Origin of the sequence: Thermus aquaticus, from assembly GCF_001280255.1 — a bacterium.
GTDB lineage: Bacteria > Deinococcota > Deinococci > Deinococcales > Thermaceae > Thermus > Thermus aquaticus.
Genome location: NZ_LHCI01000104.1, coordinates 1 through 906 on the forward strand (window position 1 = coordinate 1; position 906 = coordinate 906).

The window sequence follows — 906 nt, forward strand, 5'->3', positions numbered from 1 at the left end:
GGCGGGGTGGCCGAAAGCCACCCCCCGGCCTCCACGGGCACGGGGTTGTCGGGGGAGGGCCGCCACACCCTGGTCCCCTGAAGGGGGGACACGGCGGAAAGGCGCTCCCGCTCTTCGGCGAGGAGGGCCTCGAGGTCCTGGAGTTCGCGCTCCAGGCGGGCCGCCTCCCGCTCCAGCTCCGTCTTAGCTACAAGCTCCTCCATCGTAGCCCCCCTTTGTAGCTAAGAACGCGGGGGCTCCAGGCCCCCCCGGCCCTACCGGGCCCAGACCTTCCAGTAGGCCTCCTTCCTGCCGTACACCCAGGCCCGGTGGATCCCAGGGTCCTCGGGCTCGTAGTAGACCAGGTTCCATCCCGGGGAGAGCTCCAGGTCGTACTGGGCGGCCCGGGGGAGGTAGGGGCACTCCTGGAGCCCCCCCTTGACCACGGCCTCCTCCACGTGGACCAGGTACCAGAGGTAGTCGGGCACCCGGTAGGGGAGGGCCTTGGGGTAGAGGAGAAGCTGGGCCTGGCTCCCGTCCGCCCGGTAGAGCCCGCCCCGGGGAGAGGGGGCGGTCGGGCTCAGGTCCACGTAGAAGGCCCCACCCCCCAGGCAGAGGAGGTCGTAGGGGTCCGGCTCCCGGGGGCTCTGGGTCCTGAGGGGAAGGTAGACCCTCCCCCCCACCACGGGGGCCTCCGCCTCCAGGACCCGAAGCCGCCCCTCAAAGGGGGTGCCGTCCCCATACCGGATGGTCATGCGTAGCTCGTCCGCGTTCAGGAGCTGGAAGCCCCCCTCCTCCCCGCTCCCAGGGAGGCCCTGGAGGTTGCAGGCGGCGAGCCCCAAGGCCAGAAGGAGAAGCGCCTTTCTCATGCCCACATCCTCCTCCTCCCGGCTCACGCCCGCTCACAGCCGGGGCTCCAGGGCAAAG

1 protein-coding gene and 1 pseudogene are annotated in these 906 nt (G+C 71.3%); both read right to left on the minus strand.

The window, feature by feature from the left end:
• Positions 1-203 (minus strand): annotated as a pseudogene (locus tag BVI061214_RS00765) (hypothetical protein); the annotation flags it as partial.
• A gap of 51 nt (positions 204-254) precedes the next feature.
• Positions 255-848, minus strand: a complete 594-nt coding sequence (locus BVI061214_RS00770) for a hypothetical protein (RefSeq protein WP_053766919.1) — start codon at positions 846-848, stop codon at positions 255-257.
• Positions 849-906 lie beyond the last annotated feature (58 nt).